The sequence below is a fragment of the Cupriavidus alkaliphilus genome (genome assembly GCF_900094595.1).
In the GTDB taxonomy this organism is placed as follows: domain Bacteria; phylum Pseudomonadota; class Gammaproteobacteria; order Burkholderiales; family Burkholderiaceae; genus Cupriavidus; species Cupriavidus alkaliphilus.
Map to the genome: position 1 here is coordinate 1 of NZ_FMAD01000007.1, position 21148 is coordinate 21148.

Consider the following 21148-nt stretch of genomic DNA (forward strand, 5'->3'; position numbering starts at 1 on the left):
AAGATCTACAACATCGGCAACCCGGGCAATATCCACTCGGTGCGCGAGCTCGCCGAGATGATGCTGAAGATGGCCGCCGACTACCCGGAATACGCCCAGGAAGCGCGCCACACCCGGATCGTCGAAACCTCGTCGGGCGAGTTCTACGGCAAGGGCTACCAGGACGTGCAGCACCGCGTGCCGAAGATCGACAACACCATCGCGGAGCTGGGCTGGCGCCCCGAGATCGGCATGGAAGCGGCGCTGCGCCGCATCTTCGAAGCGTACCGCGGGCATGTGAGCGATGCCCGCGTGCTGGTCAACCAGGGCTGAGCGCTCGCGCCCGACGCAAAGCAAGACGGCGGCGCCCTGGCCCCGCCGTCCTGCATTCGGGCAGGCTTAGCCCACCGAGACCTCGATCCGGCGCGGCCGCGCTTCATCGCGGCGCGGGATGGTCAGCTTCAGCACGCCATCCTGCAGGTTGGCCTCGATCCCGGACGCGTCCAGGTCGGGGCTGAGCGTGAATGTGCGCGCATAGCGCGGCTGCCGTACCTCGGCATGCTGCACGCGCAGGCCGGCCGGCATCGGCAGCACCGCCTCGCCCTCGATGCGCAGGCTGCTGTCGTGGACGTTTACCTCGAGCTTCTCGCGCGGCACCCCCGGCAGGTCCGCCCACAGCGTAACGCCGGCGGCGGTCTCGAAGATGTCGACGGCAGGGACCAGCGTCATGGCCGGCGCCTCGTCGCGGCGCTGCGCCACGGCACCGCCCTGCCCGGCCGCATTGGCCTGGTCGCGCTGGACGACTTGATTCGAATCGGTCATGGCTACCTCCTCACATTAGCTGACGGTGATGGCACGCGGGCGCGAGGCCTCGCGCTTGCCGACGCTGATCGACAGGCAGCCGTTGGCGTAGCGTGCCTGCACCTTGTCGGGGTCCGCCGCCTGCGGCAACTCGATCACACGGCGGAAGCTGCCCGCGAAGCGCTCCTGCGCGTAGGGCCGCGCCTCGGCGTCGCCCTCCGGCTGGGTCGCGGCGCGCTCGCCGCTGATGGTCAGCAAGCCCTTGTCCACCGACACCTCGAACTGCTCCGCCTTCAGGCCCGGGGCAAACACCACGATCTCGATGGAGTCGTCGGTGGTGCCGATATTGAGCGGCGGAAACGCACCGAAACGCCCGGAGCGCAGGCTCGACGGAAAGCCGCCGAACACGCTGGCCATCTGCCGTTGCATCCGGTCGAATTCACTGAACAGATCAGTCCCGAAAATGAAGTCACTCATGGTTGGATCCTCCTTCTGTGCAGCGGGGAGGCGCACGGACGCCTTGTCTCCCCGCCGCCGGCGCGCCGGCTGGCGGGGAAGCCACAGCGCGTTGCTGCAGCGGCTGGGCAATCCCTAATTAGTGTCCGGGCAGGAGGATTTCAAGAGGGGTTGGTGCATGCTGCCCGACGCCTCAGGCACCGGCGCGATCGAAGCCGGCCTTGCGCGCCAGCACGATGGCCTGTCCGCGGTTTTCCACTTCCAGCTTGGCGAAAATGCTGGTGATATGGTTGCGCACGGTCTTCTCGCACAGGTCCAGGTGCGCAGCAATCTGCGCGTTGTCGCGCCCCTGCGCGATCAGTTCGACGATATCGCGCTCGCGGCGCGTGAGCGTCGCAAACGCGGTGAACGCAGGGCAGCTCGCCGGCTGCGCCGACGGCAGGAACGCGCGCACCTCGTCAAGCCAGCGGCGCCACGCCGGCTCGCCCTCCAGCAGCAGGTGGTTCCCGCTTTCCAGCGGCACGAAGCGTGCGCCGGGAATCTCGCTGGCGATCAGGCGGCCCTCATCGAACGGCACGCGCGCATCGCGCACCGCGTGCAGCACCAGCGTCGGGCAAGACACGCGCGGCAGCAGCGCCACCACGTCGATGTCGTTGAACACGCGCATGAAGCGCGCGGCATTCAGCGGCGAGGTCGACACCCGCTCCAGTTCGTTGAACCAGGCATGCTGTTCGGCGGTACCACCGGGGATGAACTGGGTGGTGAAAAACTGGCGGAAGGCGGGGTTCTCCTGGCCCCAGCCGAGTTCGGCCAGCTTGTTCATCAGTTCGGCTTCCTCCAGCAGGCGCTGGCTCAGGTGGTCGCGTTTCAGGCGCCCGCGCGCGTATCCGCCGTGCAGCACGAGGTGGCTGACGCGCCGCGGATGCGCGACCGCGTAGGCCACGGCGATCGATGCGCCCTGCGAGATACCCAGCAGCGGGAAATGATCCACGCCAGTGGCGTCGACGATGGTTTCGAGATCGCGCAGCCAGGCATCGAAGGACAGGTCCTCGATGTCGCGGTCGGACAGTCCGCAGCCGCGCTCGTCATAGCGGATCAGCGTATGGGTGTCGGACAGCGCCGTGATCATGTGGCTCCACACCGGGCTGCCGACGTCGAACTCCAGATGGCTCATCCAGTTGGCCGCCTTGACCAGCGGCGCGCCGCTGCCGGTGATGGCATAGGCCAGCCGCACGCCATCGCGGCTGGTGCACAGGCGGATCTGCTGCTTGAACATCGGCATGTCGGGGCCGCGCGGGCAGGAGCTGCCGGCTGGCGACCGCGGGCCGCGGCCGCCATGCGGGGGCGCCGCGTGACTTCCCTAGCTTAGGCAAAGGAGGGGCGGCGCAAAAGCGCCGCCGCGGGTTCAGGACAGGCATTCCCCGCTGCCGCGCGCATCGCTGCGCGCGCCGTCGGCATAAGGGTCGCGCGAGCCGGCGCGCGCGCCCTCGGTGAAGACGTCGAAGCGGCCCATGCGCGCGCCCTCCGTATAGGGGTCCGGCTTGCGCATTCCGTCCTGGCCTGCGTCGAAGCCGCGCACCCGGCACACGGAAAGGTTGCCGCGCGCCACCACGGGCAGCAGCGCGGTCTCTGCGTCCGGACTGCGCGCGCCCTCGGCAAACGCATCGCGCTGGGCGGCGTGGCGCGGCATGGCAGCGGCCAGCGCTTCGCCGTAGGCCCCGGCCTGGGCCGGCTGGCTCAAGCCGGCGGCGAGTGCGGCAGCGGCAACGAGGGTGTGGGCAAGATTCCTGTGCATTGCAATCTCCAACTGCGGTGGCCGGCGGCAGGGTCTGCCCCGGCAGGTCCGTCATTCAGGCGATCGACAACGAAACGGCGCGGCCGCACGGGATCGCCTGTGCCGTGCAAGCCATGGCCTGGCGCCGGCCGGCTGCCATCCCATCAGGGCAGCGGCGTGGCGCCGGACTCCGGGGTCCGGGGATGTGCTGGTGCAGTCTGGATACCGCCGCGCCGATGAGGGAACTGCCGCAAGGCGCGGGGCTGAGACAAGCTGAGGGACGCATTGTCGGACGCGGGCAGGCTCGCCGCATGAGGCCACGGTCCCGGTTCGGGCTGCCGGCTGGCCGCTTTCCGGGACCTGTGCCCCGCTGCCGGGCCCTACGGCCCAAAGAAAAGCCCCCGGGGCGCCTTGGCGGCGCGGCCCGGGGGCTGGCGGAGCGAGCGGCGGGCGCCGCCCGCCCGCGCTCAGATTTCGACCTTGGTGCCCAGTTCGACGACCCGGTTGGCCGGAATCTGGAAGAAGTCCGACGGCTTGGCGCCGTTCTGGTGCATCCATGCGAACAGGCTTTCGCGCCACATCGGCATGCCCGGCAGCTTCGACGGAATCACCGATTCGCGGGCGATGAAGAACGAGGTCTCCATCAGCTCGAAATGCATGTCCAGCTTGCGATCGGCCAGGTCCAGCACCTTCTGCACGTCGGGCGTCTCCTTGAAGCCATACTCGGACTTCAGGATAAACACGCCGCCGCCCAGGTCCTTGCAGCTCAGGCGATGGTCGTCGTCCACGTACGGGACGTCGCGCGTGATGAAGTTCAGGAACACCACGCGCTCATGCAGCACGCGGTTGTGCTTCAGATTGTGCAGCAGCGATACCGGCACCGAATCCGTGTTGCCGGTCAGGAACACCGCGGTGCCTTCGACGCGGTGCGGCGGGTGCGCCAGCAGGCCGGCGATGAACGGCTCCAGCGGGATGCCATCTTCCAGGCTGCGCGCGCGCAGCAGCTTGCGGCCGCTGTACCACGTCATCAGCAGGAAGAACGCACTGCTGCCCAGCAGCAGGGGGAACCAGCCGCCTTCGGCAATCTTGAGCAGGTTCGCCGCGAAGAACGACAAGTCCACCACCAGGAAGGCCGCGCCCAGCACCGCGACCAGCGCGGGGTTCCATTTCCAGACATTGCGCATGCACACCGTCGCCAGGATGGTGGTGATGACCATGGTCGTGGTCACCGCGATGCCATAGGCAGCCGCCAGGTTTTCGGACTTCTTGAACGAGATCACGACGGCGAACACCAGCGCCAGCAGCATCCAGTTCACCACCGGCAGGTAGATCTGGCCAATCTCGGCCGCCGAGGTATAGCGCACCCGCATGCGCGGCAGGAAACCGAGCTGGATCGCCTGGCTGGTCAGCGAGTACGCGCCCGAGATGACCGCCTGCGAGGCGATCACGGTGGCGCAGGTGGCCAGCAGCACCATCGGAATCAGCAGCAGTTCCGGCACCATCAGGTAGAACGGGTTCTCGGTGCCGGCCGGATTGTTCAGCAGCATCGCGCCCTGGCCAAAGTAGTTCAGCATCAGGCACGGCATCACCAGGATGAACCAGCCGATGCGGATCGGGCGCGCGCCGAAGTGGCCCATGTCGACATACAGGGCCTCGGCCCCGGTCAGCACCAGGAACACCGAGCCGAGCACGATAAACGCCTGCAGCGCGTGCTCCACCAGGAAGGTGATGCCGTAGTAGGGATTTACCGCCTTCAGGATTTCCGGCGCCTGCACCAGGTTGTAGATGCCCAATGCGCCCAGTGCCAGGAACCACGCCGTCATGACCGGCCCGAACAGCTTGCCCACCGCCGTGGTGCCGTGGCGCTGGATCAGAAACAGCGCCGCCAGGATCACCAGCGTGATCGGTATGACGAATTGCGACAGCTGCGGCGCGGCGATCTCCAGCCCCTCCACCGCCGACAGCACCGAGATCGCCGGCGTGATCACCGCGTCGCCGTAGAACATACAGGCACCGAAGATGCCCAGCATCATCAGCAGCTTCGCCTTGCCGGAACGCGCCGCCACGGTGCGCAGCACCAGCGCCATCAGCGCCAGCACCCCGCCTTCACCGTCGTTGTCGGCCCGCATCACGAACACCACGTACTTGATCGAGACCACGACAATCATGGCCCAGAACAGCATGGAGATCACGCCCAGCACGGCATCCGTGCTGAAGGCGATGCCGTGCTCCTTGCTGAAGCATTCCTTGAGGGCGTAGAGCGGGCTGGTGCCGATGTCGCCGAAGACGACGCCTACCGCGCCGAGCACCAGTGCGCGCGTGCTGGGGCTCTCGACAAAATAGTGGCTGGTTGTGGATTGGGTCATGAAGTTGGGTCTGCCCGACCGGAGCGCCGGCAGGTTTGTTGGCTCTGCCGCGGGCGGTCCGATCCGGCGCAACAGCTTGCTGCGCCCGGGGCCGGTGCTGGTTGCGGTTCTTATTGCATTGCACAAACGCGCGCAATTCTAGTGGAACTGTCGACTATCGACCACTGCGGCAAAAATGGATGCCGCTTTCGTGACTTCGCAAGAATGGGAGGGATGTGGCGGATGGTCAAGCCCTGCGGGAGCAAAACAGCGATACCTTGCGCCCGCAAGTGCCGTTGCGGCATGGCAACAATAGCGCCTTATAGAGCACTTCAATGAGGTCAGACGCCGAGGTAGCGGTCCAGCGCTTCCGGCTTGCCGGCCAGGTCCGAGGCGGGACCGGACAACACCACCCGGCCCTTTTCCAGCACCACGGCCCGGTCGGCGTGTGCCAGCACCGAGCGGAAATTGCGGTCGACCACCACCGACGCGATACCGGTGGCCCGCACCGTGGCAATCACCGCCCAGATCTCGCGCACGATGCGCGGCGCCAGCCCCTCAGTGGCCTCGTCCAGCACCAGGCAGTCGGGATTGGTCATCAGCGCGCGGCCGATCGACAGCATCTGCTGTTCGCCACCGGACAGCTGCTGGCCACCATGGGACAGGCGTTCCTTCAGGCGCGGGAACAGGTCGAGCACGCGCGCCTCGTCCCAGTCGTTGCGGCCATGGCAGCCCTTGCGCGCGGCCATCAGCAGGTTCTCGCGCACCGACAGGCTGGGGAAGATGCCGCGCCCCTCGGGCACGTAGGCCACGCCCAGGCGCGCCACCTCGAACGGCTGCGCGCGCGAGACCTCGCGGCCGGCCACCACGATGCGGCCCTGGCGCTGGCGCACGTGGCCCAGCAGCGTGCGCAACAGCGTGCTCTTGCCCATGCCGTTGCGCCCCAGCAGCCCGACCGTCTCGCCCGCGCCGACGGTGAAGTCGATGTCGCGCAGCACGTGGCTCGAGCCATACCAGGCGTTGATGCCGGTGGCCTCGATCATCGGCGCGGCCGCAGCCGCCGCGGGGTTCTGCTGGTTCATGCGGCCTCGTCCTCTTCCTCGCCCAGGTAGGCGACCTGGACTTCGTGGTTGGTGCGGATCGCCTCGGGGCTGCCGGTGGCGATCACGGCGCCGTTTACCATCACGGTGATGCGGTCGGCGACCGAGAACACCGCGTCCATGTCGTGCTCCACCAGCAGGATGGCGTGGCCTTCGCGCAGGCCGCGCAGCAGTGCCAGCATCCGTGCCGACTCCTCCGCGCCCATGCCCGCCAGCGGCTCGTCCAGCAGCAGCGCGACCGGCTGCGTGGCCAGGCACATCGCCACCTCGAGCTGGCGCTTCTGCCCGTGCGCGAGATCGCTGGCGCGCCGGTCCGCCAGATGCTCCAGCCCGGCGCGCTCCATGGCCTCGTCGGCCAGCGTCGCGGCAGTGCGGCAGCCCTGGGCGCTTTCCCACAGCCGCCAGGCGCGCTGCGCGCGCGACTGCGCCGCCAGCCGGCAGTTCTCGCGCACCGTCAGCGGCAGAAAGATGTTGTTGCGCTGGTAGCTGCGCCCCACCCCATGGCGCGCCAGCCGCGGCTGCGACCAGCCGGTCACGTCCTCGCCCTTCAGGCGCAGGCGGCCGGACGACGCCGGCAATTCGCCGGACAGCATATTGATCAGGGTCGACTTGCCGGCGCCATTGGTGCCGATCACGGCGTGGATCTCATGCAGCGCCAGCGTCAGGTCGACCCCGGCCACGGCGGTCAGGCCGCCGAAGCGCCGGGTCAGTTGCTGCGCCTCGAGGATGGTGGTGGCGGGCGCGTTCATGCGGCCTCCGTATGGCTGCGCGGCTCCGCGGGGGCTTCGCCGGTGCCGGAGCCCGCATCGCCATTGCGGCGGCGCCGGCGCCCGTGCCGCAGCACCGACGGCAGGCTGACCAGCCCGCGCGGCAACAGCGCCACCGCGACAATGATGAAGCCGCCCATCAGCAGCTGCCAGTGCTTGGTCAGCGTGCTGAACCACTCGGCCAGCAGCACGAACGAGAACGCGCCCAGCACCGCGCCGGCCAGGCTGCCGACGCCGCCCAGGATCACCATCAGCATGGCGTTGCCCGACTGGTGCCACGACGCGATCTCCGGATTGACGAAGCCGAACTGGATCGCATAGAGAAACCCGGCCAGCCCCGCCAGCAACCCGCCCGCGACAAAGGCGCCAAGCTGGTAGCGGTAGGTGGCATAGCCGGCCGCGCGCATGCGCTGCTCGTTGTGGCGGATGCCGACCAGCGCGTGGCCGAAGCGCGAGCGCAGCACCAGCATCAGCACCGCCACGGTCGCCACCAGTCCCAGCCACACCAGCCAGTAGAAATGCATCGGGTCGTTCACCGTCAGCAGGTGCTCGCCGGGCACGGGAAATTCCGGGCGGAAGTAGATATAGGTGCCGTCGCTGCCGCCCGCGACCTTGGTGTCGTGGAACACGAAGTACACCATCTGCGCGAACGCCAGCGTCACCATGATGAAATACACGCCGCGCGTGCGCAGCACCAGCGCGCCCACCACCAGCGCCAGCGCGGCCGATGCCGCCAGCGCCCCGACCAGCAGCACCCAGCCGTTGCCGGGCCCGCTCTGCGGCGCCAGCATGGCGGTGGCATAGGCGGCCATGGCGAAGTAGGCGGCATGGCCCAGGCTGACCAGCCCGGTGTAGCCGATCAGCAGCTGCAGCGACAGCGCGAAGATCGCCATGATCATCACCTTGCTGAGCAGCTCGATATAGAACTTGTGGCTGTCCGCGGTCAGCAGCAGCGGCAGCCCGGCCAGCACCGCGAAGGCCACCACCCAGCCCAGCGCGGTGGCCAGCGTGGCGTTGCGCGCAGCGTGCCGGCGCGCCGGCAATGTCGTCGGATTCATGTCATCCCGCCTTGAACAGCCCCTGCGGCTTCCACAGCAGGATCACCGCCATCAGCAGGTAGATCAGCACGCCGGCTGCCTCCTGCCAGAACACCTTGCCGAAGGTATCGACAAAGCCCAGCAACAGCGACGCCACCAGCGCGCCCTTGACCGAGCCGATGCCGCCGATCACCACCACCACGAAACAGACGATCAGCACCTGCGCACCCATGCCCGGATAGACCGACGACACCGGCGCGGCGATCATGCCGGCCAGCACCGCCAGCGCCACGCCAAGCGCAAACACGAAGCGGTACAGCACCGTGATATTGATGCCGAGCGACTGCACCATCTCGCGATTGGTCGCGCCGGCGCGGATCATCATGCCCAGGCGGGTGCGGCGGATCACGTAGTACATCGCCAGCGCCACCACCAGGCAGACGGCGGAGATGAACAGGCGGTACACCGGATACGTCATGTCATTGCCGATCGGCAGCGCGCCGTCGAGCAACGCCGGCACCTGCACGCCGTGTACGTCGTCGCCGACCAGGATGCTGCGCAGCTCCTCGAACACCAGGATCAGGCCATAGGTCATCAGGACCTGCTGCAGGTGGTCGCGCTCGTACAGGTAGCTGAAGAAGGCCCACTCGAGCACATAGCCGAACGCCACCGCCAGCACGATGCCCAGCGGAATGGCGATGAACAGGTTGCCGGTCAGCCCGGCCAGCGTGAAGGCCAGATAGGCGCCCAGCATGTAGAAGCTGCCGTGGGCCAGGTTGATCACGCCCATGATGCCGAAGATCAGCGTCAGGCCGCTGGCGACCAGGAACAGCAGCAGGCCGTACTGGACGCTGTTCAGGCACTGGATGAGGAAGGAGACGATGTCCATGCGGGCACTTCTGCAAACTACGACAGGATGACGGCTTTTGGGTGCACCAAAGCCGCCCGAACTTGCCTCAGCAAGGTGTTCTCCCTCTCCCCGCATGGGGAGAGGGTCGGGGTGAGGGGTGGTTTAGCAACGAGCCAGACCAAGCGGGGCCAAAGGTTTTTTGAAAACTGCGGCCTTCAGCCTTTGACCCGCCCGCCCTCACCCCCTGCACCTCTCCCGCAGGCGGGAGAAGGGAGCAAACACGCGGGAATGGGAAGTCTTACAGCCGACACCCGCGCGCCGGGTCAGCCAGCGCCTTCACCGCCACCGAGCTGACCTTGTTCTCGCGTCCGTCCACCTTGCGCAGGTAGAAATCCTGCACCGGGTTGTGCGCCTTGGACAGCGTGAAGGTGCCGCGCGGGCTGTCGATCCTGGCGCCGCCCATGGCCTTGTACAGGTCGGCCTTGCGCGTCATGTCGCCCTTTACCGCGGTCGCGCCGGCCGCCAGCAGCTGCGCGGCATCGTAGCCCTGCACTGCGTACACGTCGGGCTGCAGCTTGTAGGTCTTGGCGTAGTCCAGGCGGAAGTTCTTGTCGCGCGCGTTGGTCAGACCGTCAGCGTAATGCAGCGTGGTTTCCAGGCCTTGCGCGGCGTTGCCCTGCGCCTCGAGCGTGCCGTCGGTCAGGAAGCCCGAGCCATACAGCGGGATCTTGTCCTTCAGCCCGGCCGCGGCCCAGTCCTTGACGAACTTGACCGCGCCGCCGCCGGCAAAGAACACGAACACGGCATCGGGCTTGAGCGACGCCACTTCCGTGATCAGCGCCTGGAACTCGACATTGGGGAACGGCAGGCTCAGCTCCTTCACCACCTTGCCGCCCTTGGCCTCGAACGCCTCCTTGAAGCCCTTGACCGACTGCTCGCCGGCCGCGTATTTCCAGGTCAGGGTCACCACCTTCTTCAGGCCGCGCTCGCCCAGCACCTGGCCCATGGCATAGCCCGGCTGCCAGTTCGAGAACGAGGTGCGGAAGATGTTGGGCCCGCACAGCGGCCCGGTGGCCTCGTCGACGCCCGCGTTCGGAATGATCAGCAGCGTGTTGTTTTCCTTGGCCACCTTGACGATGCCCATCTGCACGCCGGAATGCACCGTGCCGACCACCACGTCGACCTGGTCGCGCTTGACCAGCTTGGTGGCATTCTCCGGCGCCTTGGCCGGATCGGACTCGTCGTCGACCTTGAAGTATTCGATCTCGCGCCCGCCCAGCTTGCCACCCTGCTGCTGCACGTACATGCGGAAGCCGTTCTCGATGGCGTTGCCCAGCGCGGCGTAGGTGCCGGTGTACGGCAGCATGAAGCCGACCTTGATCTTGCCGCCGGCGGGGGCACCGGCCGCGGGGGCCGCGGTCTGCGCGGAAGCGCTGGCCATGGCAAAGACGGTGGCGGCGGCAAGGCAGGCAGGCGCGAGCCTGCGCGATGGGAAGCGACGCATGGTGTCTCCTGGTGGTCAAGCCGGTTGGCTCGCTGGACCGTTGCCGGTCACCCCTGCCCTTGCCACGGGCCCCCGGCGCATCTGGCACCGGGAACCCCCGCGCAATCGGCGGGAAGCCGAATTATTTTAGGTTTGAAGTATATGCGTTTATATGCCGAACCGCGGCCAGCGTCAACGGATCTTTTTGGTCGCGATGGGGCGAATGTCCGCATCGCGCGAGTTTAAGCAAGGTGGTCTGGGGGGCATATCGATGGATACCCTCGATCTGCGCCATGGTGCCGTACTCGTCGTCCTCGCCCTGCACCGCCAGCACCGGGCATTGGATGCCGGACAGCAACGGCCGCAGGTCCCAGTGGCGGAAATCCGGGTCGAGCCAGATATCGTTCCAGCCCCAGAAGGCGGAATCGACATCGGCGTGGTGGCGCGCCAGCCGCTCGCGCAGGTCGGTTTCGAGATAGGCCTGGCGCGTCGCCGCGATGCTGCGCACCGACAGGTCTTCGACCACGATATGCGGCGCCAGCACGGTGATGCCCGCCACCGCGCGCGGAAAGCTGGCCGCATGGATGAGCGCGATCGAAGCGCCGTCGCTGTGGCCGAGCAGCCAGGGGGTGCCGCGCGCGCGGCCGGGTCCGATCTCGAGCGCGTCGAACAGCGCGGGCAGCGCCTCGCGCGCCTGCCGGTGCATGAAATCGGGGCGCCACTTCTCCTTGTGCGGCCGCGGCGTCGAGCGGCCGTAGCCGTAGCGGGAAAACACCAGCCCGCGGTAATCGCCGGCCTCGCAGAACTCCAGCGGAAAGTCGCGCCACATGCTGATCGAGCCGAGGCCCTCGTGCAGGAACACCACCAGCGGGCGTTGCGCGCGCTCCGGGCGCAGCCACTGGTACTCGATCTGGATACTGCGGTTGTCGAACGGGATCTCGACCATGCTGCCGGGCATGGATATCTTTTCTGGTTGCATCGGTTAAGGAAGTTCAGCCGCGCGCGGCTTGCTCGCGCTGGCGCAGGCGGAAGCGCTGGATCTTGCCGGTCGCGGTCTTGGGCAGTTCCGGCACGCATTCGATCTGGCGCGGGTACTTGTACGGCGCCAGGCGCGACTTGATAAAGGCCTGCAGTTCCGCCGCCATGCCGTCGTGCCATTGCTGGCCGGGACGCAGCACCACGAAGGCCTTGGGCTTGACCAGTTGGTCGGCATCGGTCACGCCGATCACCGCAGCTTCCAGCACTGCCGGGTGCTGTGCCAGCGCGGCCTCGACCTCGAACGGCGAGACGTAGATACCGCCCACCTTCAGCATGTCGTCGCTGCGCCCGGCGTAGGTGTAGTAGCCGTCCGCATCGCGCAGGTACTTGTCGCCGCTGCGCGTCCAGGCGCCGACAAAGGTCTCGCGGGTCTTGTCGCGGTTGCACCAGTACATCAGCGCGGCGCTCGGGCCCTTGATGTAGAGGTCGCCGATCTCGCCCGCGGCGCAGGGCTGGCCCTGCTCGTCGAGCAGCCTGATTTCGTAGCCGGGGACCGGCACGCCGGTGGTGCCGTAGCGCACCGCGCCCGGCCGGTTCGACAGGAAAATATGCAGCATCTCGGTGGAGCCGATGCCGTCGAGGATGTCGCAGCCGAAATGCGCCAGGAAGCGCTCGCCGATATCGCGCGGCAGCGCCTCGCCGGCCGAGGTGCACACGCGCAGGGCCACCTGCGCGCGCGGCGGCAGCCCGGGCGCGGCCAGCATGCCGGCGTACAGCGTCGGCACGCCGCAGAACACCGTCGGCTTGTGCTCGCACAGCCGTTTGAACACGGCCGCGGGCGTGGGGCGTTCGGCCATCAGCACGGTGGTGGCGCCGACCGACATCGGGAAGGTCAGCGCATTGCCCAGCCCGTAGGCAAAGAACAGCTTTGCGGCGGAGAACACCACGTCGTCCTCGCGGATGCCCAGCACTTGCCGCGCATAGAGGTCGGCGGTATGGAACAGGTTGGCGTGGGTATGCACGGTTCCCTTGGGCCGGCCGGTGGAGCCGGACGAGTACAGCCAGAACGCCATGTCGTCGGGCCCGGTGCTGGCAGCCGGCGCCGGTGTGCGCGTGCGCGCCAGCATCGCGCCGACGCTGCACGACGGCGCGGCACCCCCGTGCGGTGCCGCCTGGATCACGGTCGGCGACAGCCCGCTCTTGTCGATCGCGGCCTGCATCACCGGCAGCAGTGGCTCGGACACCACCACCGCGCGCGCGCCGCTGTGTTCAAGCATGTAGGCGTAGTCGTCCGCGGTCAGCAGGGTATTGACCGCCACCGGCACCACGCCCGCCAGCAGGCAGCCGAGGAACACCACCGGAAAGTCGACCGTATCCAGCGCGCACAGCAACAAGCGCTCTTCCTGGCGCAAGCCGGCCGCGCGCAGCGCGCCGGCGAAGCGGCGGGCCCGGTCGTCGAGTTCGGCGTAGGTCAGCGCGGTGGTGTCGTCGCGATAAGCGGTCTTGGCCCCGCGGCCCGCCGCGAGGTTGCGCGACAGCAGGTCGTCGGCGGCGTTATAGCGTGACGGCAGCGCCGCGATGGCACCAGCGGTGCCGGCCGCGGCCGCGGCAAGGGTGGGGGGCGTCATGTCTGCACTCCTCGGTGTCGCGCGCCGCGGCCCGCTGCTGACCGGCGGGCGCGCGCCGGCGCCAGGCCAGTCGCTGTTATGGGAACCGGCCGGGTCGCAGCCGGGATCCGCTTGTTGATGCATTTTATTTCACATCAACTATTATGCAACCAAGGGAATGCACTATAGGACAGGGTTCGCGCTGGCAGCTGCCCGCGGCACCACTTGGCGCGACCGTGCTGAACGTATAATGCGCCCCTGCTTTTGCCCGTGCCTGCTTTGGCCGCACCAACCCGACCGACACCATGCGCCGCGATTCCGCACCGCTGCCCGCCGCCAGCACCGAGGCCGACACCCCTGCCGCGCCCGCCGCCAACGCCGAACGCGACCCCTACCTGACCCGGCTGGGCGAGCGCATCCGTTCGCTGCGCGCCTCGCGCGGCATGTCGCGCAAGGACCTGGCGCGCGGCGCGGCCGTGTCCGAACGCTATCTGGCCAACCTGGAAACCGGCACCGGCAATGCCTCGGTGCTGCTGTTGCGGCAGGTGGCGCGCGCGCTCGATGTGCCGCTGCCGGTGGTGCTGGCCGAGGTGGACACCCTCAACGGCCAGCAGGCGTCGGAGTTCGCGCAGATGGTGCAGTGGCTGGCGCAACTGCCCGCCGGCGACCTGGCGCGCGTGCGCGAAGCCTGCCGCCATGCGCTGGCGCCGGAACAGTCCGGCGATGCGCGCCACCGCCGCATCGCGCTGATCGGCCTGCGCGGCGCCGGCAAGTCGACGCTGGGGCGCGCGCTCGCGGCCGTGCGCGACGTGCCCTTCGTCGAACTGAATGCCGTGATCGAGCAGGAAGCGGGCGCCAGCCTGTCCGAGATCCACTCGCTGTACGGGCAGGCCGCCTATCGCCGCTATGAAATGCGCGCGCTGGAGCGGACCCTGCGCGAACACGACCGCATGGTGCTGGCCACCCCCGGCAGCCTGGTGTCGGAGCCGGCCACCTTCAACCTGCTGCTGGCGCAGTGCTACACCATCTGGGTGCGCACCTCGCCCGAAGAACACATGGCGCGCGTGGTGGCCCAGGGCGACATGCGGCCGATGGAAGGCAACCGCGAGGCCATGGCCGACCTGCGCCGCATCCTCGAGGCGCGCGCGCCGCTGTATGACCGCGCCGACCTCTCGATCGACACCAGCGGCCAGGACGCCGCGGCCTCGCTGCAGCAACTGCGGGCCCAGCTGCAGGCCGCGGGCGCCTGAGCCCGCCCCCGGAGCGCGCCGACAAAGACGTTGCACCGCCCGTCTCCATGCACTATATTTCATCAAAAGCCGCAAGGCACGATAGTGCACTCTGGAGACAGCCATGTCCACGCCGGCAATCGCCCCGCATCACCCCGGCCAGGCAGACGCGCCCGCGCCGGTCACGTTCGAGCGCCACCCCGACCAGTACCGCCACTGGAAACTGAGCTTCAACGGTCCGATCGCCACGCTGGCGATGGATGTCGATGAAGAAGGCGGCCTGCGTCCGGGCTATGCGCTCAAGCTCAATTCCTACGACCTCGGCGTCGACATCGAGCTGCACGACGCTCTGCAGCGCATCCGCTTCGAGCATCCCGAGGTCCGCACCGTGGTGCTGACCAGCGCGCGCGAGCGCATCTTTTGCTCGGGCGCCAATATCTTCATGCTGGGGCAGTCGTCGCACGCGTGGAAGGTCAACTTCTGCAAGTTCACCAACGAGACCCGCAATGCCATCGAGGACGCCAGCCGGCACTCGGGACTGAAGTTCATCGCCGCCTGCAACGGCACCACCGCCGGCGGCGGCTATGAGCTGGCGCTGGCGTGCGACGAGATCGTGCTGGTCGACGACCGCTCGTCGGCGGTAAGCCTGCCCGAGGTGCCGCTGCTGGGGGTGCTGCCCGGCACCGGCGGCCTTACGCGCGTGACCGACAAGCGCCATGTGCGCCGCGACCACGCCGACATCTTCTGCACCACCACCGAAGGCGTGCGCGGCCAGCGCGCCAGGGACTGGAAGCTGGTCGACGAGGTGGTCAAGCCGGCGCGCTTCGCCGAATACGTGGCCGAGCGCGCCGCGGCGCTGGCGGCCACCAGCGACCGCCCGCAAGGCCACCACGGCATCACCCTGACGCCGCTGTCGCGCACCGTCGAGCCGGACGGCTATCGCTACGAGACCGTGCGCGTGCATGTCGATGCCAACGCGCGCAAGGCCACGCTGACCGTGTTCGGCCCGGACAAGCACCAGCCCGGCGACCTTGCCGGCGTGGTCGCGGCGGGTGCGCAATGGTGGCCGCTGAAGATGGCGCGCGAACTCGACGACGCCATCCTGACGCTGCGCACCAACCATCTCGACATCGGCATCTGGGTGCTGAAGACCGATGGCGACCCGGCCGCGGTGCTGGCCGCCGATGCCCTGCTGCAGGCGCATGCCGGCCACTGGTTCGTGCGCGAGACCCTGGGCATGCTGCGCCGCACGCTGGCACGGCTGGATGTGTCGTCGCGCAGCCTGATCGCGCTGATCGAGCCCGATTCCTGCTTTGCCGGCACACTGCTGGAACTGGCGCTGGCCGCCGACCGCAGCTACATGCTGCACCTGCCCGACGCGCCCGACGACGCGCCGCGCGTGTTCGTCTCGCCGCTCAACTTCGGCCACTACCCCATGCCCAACGGCCAGACCCGGCTGGCCGCGCGCTTCTACGGCGACGAGGCCGCGCTGGGCCCGGTGCGCGACCACATCGGCGCGCCGCTGGATGCGCTCAGCGCCGATTCGCTCGGCCTCATCACCGCGGCGCCGGACGATATCGACTGGGAAGACGAGATCCGCATCGCGCTGGAGGAACGCGCCAGCCTGTCGCCGGATGCGCTGACGGGGATGGAGGCCAACCTGCGCTTCGGCGGCGCCGAGACCATGGAGACCCGCATCTTCGGCCGGCTCACCGCCTGGCAGAACTGGATCTTCCAGCGCCCCAACGCCGTCGGCGAGAACGGCGCGCTGAAGGTCTTCGGCAGCGGCAACAAGGCCCGCTTCGACTGGGACCGCGTCTAGCGCGCCCGCCAGCCCACACAGGAGACACCCCCCGTGAGCATCGACTACAGCCAGAAGATCCCCAACAACGTCAACCTGTCCGACGACCGCGCGCTGCAGCGCGCTCTGGAACACTGGCAACCGGCGTTCCTCGACTGGTGGCGCGACATGGGGCCCGAGGGCTCGCACGACTTCGAGGTGTACCTGCGCACCGCGGTGTCGGTCGACCCATCCGGCTGGGCGCATTTCGACCACGTCAGGATGCCGGACTACCGCTGGGGCATCTTCCTGCAGCCGGCCGATCCCGACCGCCGCATCCACTTCGGCGAGCACAAGGGCGAGGCCGCATGGCAGGAGGTGCCGGGCGAGCACCGCGCCAACCTGCGCCGCATCATCGTGACCCAGGGCGACACCGAGCCCGCCTCGGTCGAGCAGCAGCGCCACCTCGGGCTGACCGCGCCCAGCCTGTACGATCTGCGCAACCTGTTCCAGGTCAACGTGGAAGAGGGCCGCCACCTGTGGGCGATGGTGTACCTGCTGCACCGCTATTTCGGCCGCGACGGCCGCGAGGAAGCCGAGGCGCTGCTGGCGCGCCGTTCCGGCGACCAGGACAACCCGCGCATCCTCGGCGCCTTCAACGAGCGCACGCCGGACTGGCTGTCGTTCTTCATGTTCACCTACTTCACCGACCGCGACGGCAAGTTCCAGCTGTGCGCGCTGGCCGAGTCCGGCTTCGATCCGCTCGCCCGCACCACGCGCTTCATGCTGACCGAGGAAGCGCACCACATGTTCGTCGGCGAATCGGGCGTATCGCGCGTGATCCAGCGCACCTGCGAGGTCATGCGCGAGCGCGGCATCGAAGACCCGGCCGAAGTGCGCGCCGCCGGCGTGATCGACCTGCCGACCATCCAGCGCTACCTGAACTTCCACTACAGCGTCACCATCGACCTGTTCGGCGCCGACCAGTCGTCTAACGCCGCCACCTTCTACAGCGCGGGCCTGAAGGGACGCTTCGAGGAAGGCAAGCGCGCCGACGACCATGTGCTCAAGGGCGAGGTCTACCGCGTGCTCGAAGTGCGCGACGGCCGCCTCGGCGAGCGCGAGGTGCCGATGCTCAACGCGCTCAACGAAGTGCTGCGCGACGACTACATCAAGGACAGCATGGGCGGCGTGGCGCGCTGGAACAAGGTCATCGAGAAGGCCGGCATCCCGTTCCGCCTGACCGTGCCGCACAAGGCCTTCAACCGCAGGATCGGCACGCTGGCCAACGTCCATGTCGCGCCCGACGGCAGGCTGATACCGGAGGCCGAATGGAAGGCCAACGAGCGCGACTGGCTGGCGACCGACGAAGACCGCGCCTTCGTCGCCTCGCTGATGGGCCGCGTCACCGAGCCCGGCAAGTACGCCAACTGGATTGCCCCGCCGGCGGTGGGCATCAACCGCCAGCCGATGGATTTCGAATACGTGCGCTTCAACTGAAACCCGAACCGCCATGGGCGCCCGCGACCTCATCAAGCAGCACCTGATCGATCCGGAAATCTGCATTCGCTGCAACACCTGCGAAGACACCTGCCCGATCGATGCCATCACCCATGACGACCGCAACTACGTGGTCCGGGCGGACGTATGCAACGGCTGCAACGCCTGCCTGTCGCCGTGCCCGACCGGCGCCATCGACAACTGGCGCACCATGCTGCGCGGCCAGGCCTATTCGATCGAGGCGCAGCTGCTGTGGGACGAGCTGCCGGCCGAAGCGCCGTTGCCGGAGCTGGACAGCATGGACCAGGGCGCGCCGGCCCCCGCCGGCAGCGGCACCACCGCAGCCGACGACGCCGCGATCCAGTCGGTCGAAACCAGCCGCCATACCTCGCCGCGCGCACCGTGGTCGGCCGCCCATCCCTATGTGAACCTGCACGGCGTGCGCGCCCCGGTGGCCGCCACCGTGGCCGGCAACTACCGGCTCACCGCAGCGGATGCCTCGAGCGACATCCACCATATCGTGCTGGATCTCGGCACCCACTTTTTCCCGATCCTGGAAGGCCAGTCGATCGGCATCCTGCCACCCGGCACCGATGCCGCGGGCAAGCCGCACTACATCCGCATGTATTCGGTCGCCAGCCCTCGCGACGGCGAGCGCCCCGGCTATAACAACCTCGCGCTGACGGTCAAGCGGGTCGAGCAGGACCACGACGGCAAGCCGGTGCGCGGCGTGGCCTCCAACTACCTGTGCGACCTGGCCAAGGGCGACACGGTGCAGGTGGTGGGCCCGTTCGGCTCGACCTTCCTGATGCCCAACCACGCCGAAGCCAGCGTGATGATGATCTGCACCGGCACCGGCTCGGCACCGATGCGCGCCATGACCGAGCGCATGCGCCGCAACCTGGCGCAATTCAGCGGGCGCCGGCTGCTGTTCTTCGGCGCGCGCAATGCCGCCGAACTGCCCTACTTCGGCCCGCTGCTGAAGCTGCCCCGGGATTTCCTCGACATCCACTTCGCCTTCTCGCGCGACCCTGCCACGCCGCGCCGCTATGTCCAGGACGCGATCCGCGAAGCCGCGGACAGCGTCGCGGCGCTGCTGGGCGACGCCAACGGCCATGTCTATATCTGCGGCCTGAAAGGCATGGAGGACGGCGTGCTGGCCGCATTTGAAACGGTCTGCGCCGGCGCCGGTCTTAACTGGAAGGCGCTGGAAACCACCATGAAGGCCGAAGGACGGCTGCATATCGAAACCTATTAGCCGCGTCCTGCGACACTGGCGCGCCGCATCATCGGCGCGAATCTTTGAGCAGCCCCTTCCCTTCTGAAATTCATCGCCTATAATCTTTCTGAAGAAACAGGAGCATAGGCGATGCAATCCAGGCGGATTCCGGAAACCGATCCCGCCGGCGGCCCCGACCCCGGCACCACGCTGACCAAGGCGGTCATGCGCGCCGCCGGCTTCCTGGGCATCAGCCAGGCCATGGTGGCAAGCGTGCTGGGCATCAGCACGGCCTCGGTCTCGCGCATGGCGTCCGGCGGCTATGTGCTCGACGCGCATCGCAAGGAGTGGGAGTTCGGCGTCCTGTTCGTGCGCTTGTTCCGCTCGCTCGACGCCATCCTGGGCCATGGCGACCAGGCCCGGCTATGGCTTACCCACGACAACCTCGCGCTGGGCGGCAAGCCGCTCGAGCTGATCCGCACAACCGAAGGTCTGGTCCGTGTCGTTCACTACCTGGACGCCACCCGCGGTCGCATCTGAGCGCCGGCAGTTCGCGCTCACGCTGTGGCGGGCGGTGGAAGCCCAGCATGTGGTCTCCACCATGCCGCTGGTCGACAGCCTGGAGGAACAGGCGGTACTCGAAGCCGTGCTGGATGCCGGCAAGCCCGTCGTGCCGGTCGAGGCACGCCATCTGCACTATCTGCTATTCACCCCGTTTCGCTACCCGCCCTCGCCCTGGGGCTCGCGCTTCCGCGCCAGCCAGGACCCGGGCGTGTTCTATGGCGCCAACGAGATCCGCACGGCCTGTGCCGAGCTCGGCTACTGGCGCTGGCGCTTCCTCAACGACAGCCCGGCGCTGCCCCGCATCGACGCGCGCGCCCAGACGCTGTTCGAAGTGCGCGTCGATACCTCCGGCGTGGCGCTGGACCAGCCGCCGTTCGACCGGGACCGCGCCGCCTGGACCGATCCGGATCACCACGAACCCTGCCAGGCGTTCGGCCGCATCGCGCGCGAAGCCGGCCTCGGCATGATTCGCTACACCTCCGTGCGCGATCCGCAGCACGGCCCGTGCGGGGCGGTGCTGACGCCGCGCGCGTTCTCGCATCCGGCGCCGCTCGCCACCACCACGTGGATGCTGACCGTGCGCCGCGACCGCGTGATGTGGCAACGCGACGACCTGCAGCAGCGCGACAGCTTCGAGTTCGAGGCCGCGCTGTGGCAGCGCACAAGCGATACCCCCGAAGCCGGCTGAACCTCCGCCCCGCCGCGGCGATCTAATCGTTATGGCACGCGGCAATACGCATCGCCTGCAGGTTTTGTTAAACAGGTGTTGCATTGCGCAACCGGATGCCATATAATCTTTTCTTCGACGGACGCGGGGTGGAGCAGTTGGCAGCTCGTCGGGCTCATAACCCGAAGGTCGCAGGTTCAAGTCCTGCCCCCGCAACCAACCGCACAGATGCACATCTGTGGCGCCGTCACAGCAGACAAACCCGCCTCGGCGGGTTTTTTGTTTTGTGTCGCCAGCCGGCATCGCGGCAGGTGCCTGCGCGGCACTGCCGGCCCATGGTGCACCAGCACTCCTACGGCCCGCCGGTGCGCTCCGCGAGGGTGATACACTTTCGCCATTCTCCCGGACGCCCCTCATGAAATTCTGCTCGAACTGTGGTCATGCGGTCGTGTTGCGCGTGCCTGACGGCGACAACCGCCCGCGCAGTGTTTGCGACAACTGCGGCACCATCCACTACGTCAATCCCCGCAACGTTGTCGGCACGATCCCGGTCTGGGAAGACAAGATCCTGCTGTGCAAGCGCGCGATCGAGCCCCGCTACGGCTTCTGGACCCTGCCGGCGGGCTTCATGGAGATCGGCGAGACCACCGCCCAGGCGGCCTCGCGCGAAACGCTGGAAGAAGCCGGCGCGCGCGTGCAGGTGGGCGAGCTGTTCTCGATCCTGAACGTGCCGCATGTGCACCAGGTGCACCTGTTCTACCTCGCCACGCTCGACGACCTCGACATTGCGCCCGGCGAGGAAAGCCTGGAAGTGAAGCTGGTGGCGGAGGCCGATGTGCCCTGGGATGAACTGGCCTTCCCCACCGTGATCCATACCCTGCGCTGCTTCTTCGCCGACCGCGCCGCCGGCCGCCTGCAGGACGGCAGCTTCCGGCTGCACAGCCTGGACATCGACAAGCCCATGCGCCCGCTGACCAGCCGGGCCACGGTCACCCCCTGAGCGGCGGGCCCG

Annotated in this window: 19 protein-coding genes, 1 tRNA gene and 1 pseudogene; 9 read left to right on the top strand and 12 right to left on the bottom strand. The window is 68.1% G+C overall.

Annotated elements, in window-relative coordinates; all coding sequences use genetic code 11:
* Nucleotides 1-312: pseudogene (locus GA0116996_RS15680) on the top strand (bifunctional UDP-4-keto-pentose/UDP-xylose synthase); the annotation flags it as partial.
* A 66-nt stretch (nt 313-378) separates the two neighbouring features.
* Here GA0116996_RS15680 and GA0116996_RS15685 read toward each other — a convergent pair.
* From GA0116996_RS15685 to GA0116996_RS15740, 12 genes are all read right to left on the bottom strand, one after another.
* Nucleotides 379-801: an Hsp20/alpha crystallin family protein gene (locus tag GA0116996_RS15685; RefSeq protein WP_092313398.1), complete on the bottom strand. Its 423-nt coding sequence runs from the start codon at nt 799-801 to the stop codon at nt 379-381.
* Nucleotides 802-816: 15 nt separating this feature from the next.
* Nucleotides 817-1257 carry an Hsp20/alpha crystallin family protein gene (locus GA0116996_RS15690; RefSeq protein WP_092313401.1) on the bottom strand — a complete coding sequence of 147 codons (441 nt, stop codon included), beginning with the start codon at nt 1255-1257 and terminating at the stop codon, nt 817-819.
* Nucleotides 1258-1429: 172 nt separating this feature from the next.
* Nucleotides 1430-2518: an alpha/beta fold hydrolase gene (locus tag GA0116996_RS15695; protein WP_092313404.1), complete on the bottom strand. Its 1089-nt coding sequence runs from the start codon at nt 2516-2518 to the stop codon at nt 1430-1432.
* Nucleotides 2519-2641: 123 nt separating this feature from the next.
* Nucleotides 2642-3031, bottom strand: a complete 390-nt coding sequence (locus GA0116996_RS15700; protein WP_092313406.1) for a hypothetical protein — start codon at nt 3029-3031, stop codon at nt 2642-2644.
* A gap of 446 nt (nt 3032-3477) precedes the next feature.
* Nucleotides 3478-5376 (bottom strand): potassium transporter Kup, encoded by a 1899-nt coding sequence (locus GA0116996_RS15705; RefSeq protein WP_092313409.1) that lies wholly within the window; start codon nt 5374-5376, stop codon nt 3478-3480.
* 320 nt (nt 5377-5696) lie between these two features.
* On the bottom strand, nt 5697-6437 hold the full coding sequence (locus GA0116996_RS15710) for an ABC transporter ATP-binding protein (RefSeq protein WP_092313411.1): 741 nt from the start codon (nt 6435-6437) through the stop codon (nt 5697-5699).
* Nucleotides 6434-7204 carry an ABC transporter ATP-binding protein gene (locus tag GA0116996_RS15715; protein WP_092313414.1) on the bottom strand — a complete coding sequence of 257 codons (771 nt, stop codon included), beginning with the start codon at nt 7202-7204 and terminating at the stop codon, nt 6434-6436. The genes GA0116996_RS15710 and GA0116996_RS15715 overlap by 4 nt, the downstream gene beginning before the upstream one ends.
* The gene (locus GA0116996_RS15720; protein WP_092313417.1) at nt 7201-8280 is read right to left on the bottom strand and encodes a branched-chain amino acid ABC transporter permease; all 1080 of its coding nucleotides are present in this window, start codon (nt 8278-8280) and stop codon (nt 7201-7203) included. The genes GA0116996_RS15715 and GA0116996_RS15720 overlap by 4 nt, the downstream gene beginning before the upstream one ends.
* Nucleotide 8281: 1 nt before the next feature.
* Nucleotides 8282-9148, bottom strand: coding sequence for a branched-chain amino acid ABC transporter permease (locus GA0116996_RS15725; protein ID WP_012352611.1), 867 nt, complete (start codon nt 9146-9148; stop codon nt 8282-8284).
* Between the two features lie 259 nt (nt 9149-9407).
* Entirely contained in the window at nt 9408-10613 is a 1206-nt protein-coding gene (locus GA0116996_RS15730) for an ABC transporter substrate-binding protein (protein WP_092313421.1), read from the bottom strand.
* Between the two features lie 121 nt (nt 10614-10734).
* Entirely contained in the window at nt 10735-11550 is an 816-nt protein-coding gene (locus GA0116996_RS15735) for an alpha/beta fold hydrolase (protein ID WP_092313424.1), read from the bottom strand.
* A gap of 34 nt (nt 11551-11584) precedes the next feature.
* Nucleotides 11585-13198: a benzoate-CoA ligase family protein gene (locus GA0116996_RS15740; protein ID WP_092313427.1), complete on the bottom strand. Its 1614-nt coding sequence runs from the start codon at nt 13196-13198 to the stop codon at nt 11585-11587.
* Nucleotides 13199-13482: 284 nt separating this feature from the next.
* Between GA0116996_RS15740 and GA0116996_RS15745 the strand changes: the two genes are divergently transcribed.
* The 8 genes from GA0116996_RS15745 to GA0116996_RS15780 all read left to right on the top strand — a co-directional run bounded on the left by GA0116996_RS15745 (nt 13483) and on the right by GA0116996_RS15780 (nt 21136).
* Entirely contained in the window at nt 13483-14427 is a 945-nt protein-coding gene (locus tag GA0116996_RS15745; protein WP_092313430.1) for a helix-turn-helix transcriptional regulator, read from the top strand.
* Nucleotides 14428-14530: 103 nt separating this feature from the next.
* Nucleotides 14531-16228: a 2,3-epoxybenzoyl-CoA dihydrolase gene (boxC, locus tag GA0116996_RS15750; RefSeq protein ID WP_092313432.1), complete on the top strand. Its 1698-nt coding sequence runs from the start codon at nt 14531-14533 to the stop codon at nt 16226-16228.
* A gap of 33 nt (nt 16229-16261) precedes the next feature.
* Nucleotides 16262-17686: a benzoyl-CoA 2,3-epoxidase subunit BoxB gene (gene boxB / locus GA0116996_RS15755; protein WP_092313435.1), complete on the top strand. Its 1425-nt coding sequence runs from the start codon at nt 16262-16264 to the stop codon at nt 17684-17686.
* Nucleotides 17687-17699: 13 nt separating this feature from the next.
* Complete coding sequence (gene boxA / locus GA0116996_RS15760) at nt 17700-18944, top strand: benzoyl-CoA 2,3-epoxidase subunit BoxA (protein ID WP_092313438.1); 1245 nt, start codon at nt 17700-17702, stop codon at nt 18942-18944.
* Between the two features lie 111 nt (nt 18945-19055).
* Nucleotides 19056-19445 (top strand): MbcA/ParS/Xre antitoxin family protein, encoded by a 390-nt coding sequence (locus GA0116996_RS15765; RefSeq protein ID WP_018004354.1) that lies wholly within the window; start codon nt 19056-19058, stop codon nt 19443-19445.
* Nucleotides 19405-20157 (top strand): RES family NAD+ phosphorylase, encoded by a 753-nt coding sequence (locus GA0116996_RS15770; protein ID WP_092313441.1) that lies wholly within the window; start codon nt 19405-19407, stop codon nt 20155-20157. The genes GA0116996_RS15765 and GA0116996_RS15770 overlap by 41 nt, the downstream gene beginning before the upstream one ends.
* Nucleotides 20158-20279: 122 nt before the next feature.
* A tRNA-Met gene (locus GA0116996_RS15775) sits at nt 20280-20355 on the top strand.
* 196 nt (nt 20356-20551) lie between these two features.
* Entirely contained in the window at nt 20552-21136 is a 585-nt protein-coding gene (locus GA0116996_RS15780; RefSeq protein WP_062798246.1) for an NUDIX hydrolase, read from the top strand.
* The last annotated feature ends 12 nt before the right edge of the window (nt 21137-21148 follow it).